This is a genomic window from Candidatus Omnitrophota bacterium (assembly GCA_028699255.1).
Classification (GTDB): domain Bacteria; phylum Omnitrophota; class Gorgyraeia; order 2-01-FULL-45-10; family 2-01-FULL-45-10; genus FEN-1322.
Genome location: JAQVUX010000023.1, coordinates 1 through 5,362, shown reverse-complemented (window position 1 = coordinate 5,362; position 5,362 = coordinate 1). Strand labels below are relative to the sequence as shown.

1 protein-coding gene is annotated in these 5,362 nt (G+C 52.0%); it reads left to right on the top strand.

Annotation, left to right across the window (positions count from 1 at the left end):
• A partial coding sequence (locus PHS46_08490; GenBank protein MDD3906540.1) for a hypothetical protein occupies nt 1-5,362 on the top strand: 5,362 nt, incomplete at both ends.

Sequence of the window (5,362 nt, the reverse complement as noted above, 5' to 3'; positions counted from 1 at the left end):
TCCATCAGACTATCCAGTCCAAGATATCAGCGATAGTGGCCGATAACGCCAGGGATTTCAACCCGTCGAAGTTCTCCGAAGACGCCGCCCGCGCTGAAATAGGCGACCGTGTATGGAGCGCGGTTATTAGAGTAGGCGATGGCATGACAGTATATCGCAATAATAGAGACGGTTTTAACGCGGCGGCGAAGGCCGGCGAAGCTTGCGTCCTGATAGGCCCAAGAGGCGTCGAGGCCATCTCTTACAGCGCCGGAGAAAAATTTAAAGAAGCCGGACTCGATCTGCGTGTCGATAAAGAAGCGGGTATTATAGACGGCGGCGACCGCTATATGCTTGAGCGAGCGTTATATGTGAAGAACACCGTCTCCATGTCCGATGTCGATAGAGCGCCAGAGGCTACGCGCTCGGAAATTCAAAGAGCGGCCAGGGAATGTTTCTACGGCCTCGAGGATGGCACCCAAAAGATAAGGCCGATGGACGAGTCGGGCGAGAGGATGGATAATTCCGTAATAAGCGACGTCTGGACGCAGTATTTTATAATGAAGAAGGAGGGGCTGTCCCCCGAATCTATAAGCGTCAGCGAGACGGCTTACCAGGCCTCGACTGCCATAGCTCTTGCCGGCACGTATTCATTCATGAAGGGCGCCTCCGCCTCCATAGAGATGCTTGGAGTAATGACCGAAGGAAGGCTTGGAAGCGAGATTCGGAATATAAGCGCCGGAGACATCTATAATGCCATAAGCGTAAAGATAATGGAGAAGCTCGCTTCCGGGAAAACGCTTTCTAGCGCTTTACTCACAAGGGATCTGTCGCTTACGCAAGCCGAGCAGATGGTAACATGGATAAAAGCTGAGAAGGCTGAGCACGGTAGTAACCACAGCGTTATATACGGAGACATAACCCTCGACGCCAAAACTGCGGATGCGATGGCCGCTACGCTCAAGGGTGAAGGTTACGCTGTACATATAATAGACAGTCGAAAGGTGATAGACGGTGAAGTGGTAGACCCGACCGCTTTGGCCGAAGGCGCCAAGCAGGGCGACATATTCTTAGTCGCGCGAGCCGGCATGACAGGTTTAAATTATGGAAGGGATCTGGCCAAATGCGCCGACATCGCGGATAGGTTCAACGCCACGATGCTAATAGGAAACGCCGATCTTCTGAAGGCCGACGTATTTACGCAGTTCTTAGGCCGCATCGGCCGTTACGGCGAGAACGCGTCCTATAAGCTGGACATAAACTTCAGCCGTATGGCGGAAAAGATAGGCGAGTTCGCTAAAAGCGATAGCGTAATGAAAGTTTTCATGGATATGGCTCAGCACTCCGGCCTGACGGATATCCCGACCATCGCGCGTCTTAAAGAAGCGGTCGAAGGCGGCACTGCTAAAGATTGGCTCGCCGCCATGACTTCCGAGATGCGGAGCGATAATCCTTTCAGCGCGGCCGACAAGGCAGGCCTTCTACTCGACGCCATATGCCTGAATAGCTATCTCCACCTTGCCGATTCTGTTTCCAAAGCCGCCGAGCATACCATCTCCGACACATTAAATACGATGGGCGCCGTCATGTTACTGCGCAATATAATAGAGATGCCCGGAGTGCTCCCGGAAACTAAGGCGATGGCTCAGGCCAAATTAAGGGAGGTTCTGGCATTCAATACCCCTGCCGGTAATCTCGCCCCGAAAGACGCTACCGCCGGCGAGGAGGGCTTGGGGTACAAGTATTTCAGGGATTCCGTTTCTCAGATGGCAAGACAGACTTACGCGGTGATAGACTATCTTAAAGGCAATGTGAAGGCGAGCGATACCTTAGCGCGCAACATGATTGACTTTACCGAGCGCTCCGTGGATATGATAGCCGATGGCGACAGGACCGGAAAATTGCCGGGCGACTTTGAGAGCAGGATAGCCAATGTAAAGGAAGGCATGACGCTCGGTCGCTCCTCCGATCTTCTCGAGATGTGCGGTGTTTTGAAGAACTTTGCCGGCGACATACTGCCGTCGCATGAGATAACCAACTATGACGCGTTCGGGAGAAAAGATACCGTGGTGAGTATTGCGGATTCCGCGAGGGAAAGTCTCGAACGTGCAGGAAGCGATAAGATAGGGAAGACCAGTTCGGCCGAACTGGTCGATCAGGTCGTAAAGGCTCTTTCGATATCCGATGCCAGGGCGAGGGCTGTGGCGTGGAACGGTTTTGTCACAAGCCAATTTGGCTCCACATCCGCGCAGGCTGTTGCGCTTACCTCGCTCGGCCAGGCCCTCTGCGGTAACGCGGAAGTAACGCTTCAGCAGATGACGGAGCTTGCCTCAAGTTCCGGCAATCTCGACAATAATATTTTAACGCTACTCTATGAGTCTTTGTCTCCATCGGTATTGGCCGGTACGGCGACGGCCATTACAAATATGAACGGCGCTCTTGATTCGTTCAAGGCCGGACCCAACGCCTCCGATTTTAGTAACGTGAACGCGCCGTCCGCTGTGGAAGCGGCCAGGATAATGACGGGTAAGGATCCGTCCGTAGCCGTTACCGGATTTATTCTTGCGCAACTTGCGCCGGATGTTTCCGCGAAATATTCGAGTCTGGGCGAAGTCGCTAAAAATATCGGTAAAGCCAAAATGGCCGATATCCGTAAGCTCGCCGACGCTCTCGGTATCGAACCTGTGCAGGCTCTCGCGCTTGTCGCGAAAGTATCCGGCTCCGCGGGAAAATACGCGCTTATTGAAACGACGGTATCTGATAGAGAGTTATTCGCCACCGCTTCCGTAAGCGATGTCATCGCCGCCATCGATGGACGCATGACGATGATGGATTTCGCGCAGAAGTTACGCGCCAATGCCGCCGGCTCTTTCAGCTGGAAGAATCCGGCTACCTGGGCCAAGTATCTCGGAGCAGTATACGCCCAGAACTTCGCTATAAGGCCATTCCTTTCGTCATCGCTTAAAGCGTCTGCCGATAACTATTTGAACAAGGTTGAGAATAATCCGCTCGCGACATTGACGGGCGATCTAAAATCCGAAATTGAAAGTTCGGGCGGTGTATTATCATCAGATAAGGTAGTGCAATTCGCAAAAGCTCACAATACTACGGAAGAGAGGGTCTACGCTCTCATCGGCATTGATTCAAAAGACGAGCGTGCGATGAAGATATATTCCTCCATCACCCCTGAGATGGCAATGATGGCTTCCATGGATCAGGGCGGTAGAATGGGTCTTTTGAACATAACCGATATCGTAGAAAAAACACACCTGCCTGTATCTGAAATATGCGATGTCTATAATGCCGTGTTCCATACCTCATTCGCCGCGAATAAAGTCGCGCCGGTCGTTGAGAGCATTCTAAAACAGCGCGCCATAGCGCCTCAATCGACCCTCGCGATGGGCGAGAGAACGGTTTCCGGATACGATGTTGAAACAGATGTCGCTATGGTACCGTCTCTGCCTGAGATGACTACCACCGCTACGACCGAGCTTCCGCAGATGCCGAGACAGCCCTCACATGAAGAACAGGGCGATATAATAGAAGCCAGAAGTGCCGTAGAGAAAGTGGAGGCGGCGCTGGATCCTGTTAACGGAAACTTTAAAGAGGCTATGGAACTCCTGCCTAAAGCAAGACAGGCGATAGACGAGAGCGCGAAGAATTACATCCCAGGCACAGAATCCGCTCTAATCCTCGATGACTTGCGGTCGCAATTAAATAGGATGGAAGCAGATATTCATCTGACAGCCGAAGAAAAAGCCATATTAACACGCAATCGTGCGGCGGACAAAGCATGGAGAAGCCATCGCGATTATCTTAATATGCCAGAAGACCATCCGGCCTCAAAAGAGGCTTATGATGCCGGTGTGGCAGCATCGAAACTTTTATCGGAAATGTCTCCTGAAAAAGCGTCGCAACTCTCCGAAGAAGATTTTGCTGATTGGGAATATCCTCGCATAAAAGAGTCTTATAGAGGTCTTGACGCAGCTTATGATGCGGGAGACCTTGCTACTGCACTTGTTTTAAGAGGTAGCTTATACAATGCCAAAGTCGTGCTTGGCAACATAAGCTATCTAGGAGATAATGCGGATGAGATTTTAGAAAAAAATCCCGATATGACTTCTGATGAAGCGAACGCATTGGCGGAACGGAATAAATGGATAAATAAAAGAATAGGCTGGATTGTAAAGCGAGTGGAATTATTAATTAGTAATGCCGAAGAAGCAAAAAAGAAATCTGACGCTATGCCGCAAGCTGTCAAAGAAGAGCAAGAGGCCGGTATGGTTGTTCCTGAGGCCACGAAGCCTGTTCAGGACAAGCCAGTGCAGGGCGATGACAGGCGAGGTATTGTCGCTCAGTCGATGACGGCGGCGTTCGGCGCTACCTCAACACTTACAGCGGCAGGCGCATTGAGTTATACAGGAATGCCCGTTACGGACATTCTTACTATAGGCGCTATCGGCGTCGGCACGCTTGCAGGCATCGCCGCGGCAAGTTATGTAACCCGCGTTATCTGGTCACGTCTATCCGGCTTGACTGAAAAGGCCGTAGAGAATAACAGCCGGGCAGATTTAAGTTCGCCGGCACAAGCCGATCTTGGAAGTGACATTGTATCAAAAACGTCTGAAGGCATTCCATCCGGAACCGCCTCGCCCGAAGAAAGGTTCCCGACTCCTTACGAGAGCGGGGTTATGCAACATGCGGAGTGGCTGACTACTGTAGAGCGCGCTCAGTCCGCCGGACTGCCCGCCCCCCGTGAAGTCATCCCGGCTAACGCGTCCGGAATCGGAGCCGAGGCACTGCGAGCCACAGTTATCGACGCCCTCGCCCAGCCTATGACTACCTCGCCCGTCATGACCGGCGCCAGTCTCCTGGCGCCCCAGGTACACTTCGGCACGCTTGGCGCCATGAACACGTGCGTAACCCAGATCGCCGAGGCAAAAGGCATAGCCACAGAAGACAGTATCGTGATGCTCGCCGCCTTCAGCTTAGCCTCGGAAGGCAGGCTCCGCGACGGCCAGAAGGTAACGCTTAAGTTCGGCGATTCTGTAGAATATACGATCGAAAGAACATCCTCCGCGATAACGGTTACGGATATCGGAGGCAATGTAATAGCCAATATCGCCGATACCAACCTCGACCTATTGAGCATAATCGCAGGCTATCTGCCGAATGGCAAGAATATCGCCTCCAATATATCGGATAAACTTAAATCTAACGGCCTCGATAAGCTCCACTACGAGGTAAGCGCCACCATTTATGAATCTGCCAAGCCCGGCGAGATCGTATTAAGCGATATAGCAACGATAACGATAGATCCTAAGACAGGGGAAATAAACGACAGAAGCTCGACCAAGACCGAGCGCACAGACTTAGGTAGGAT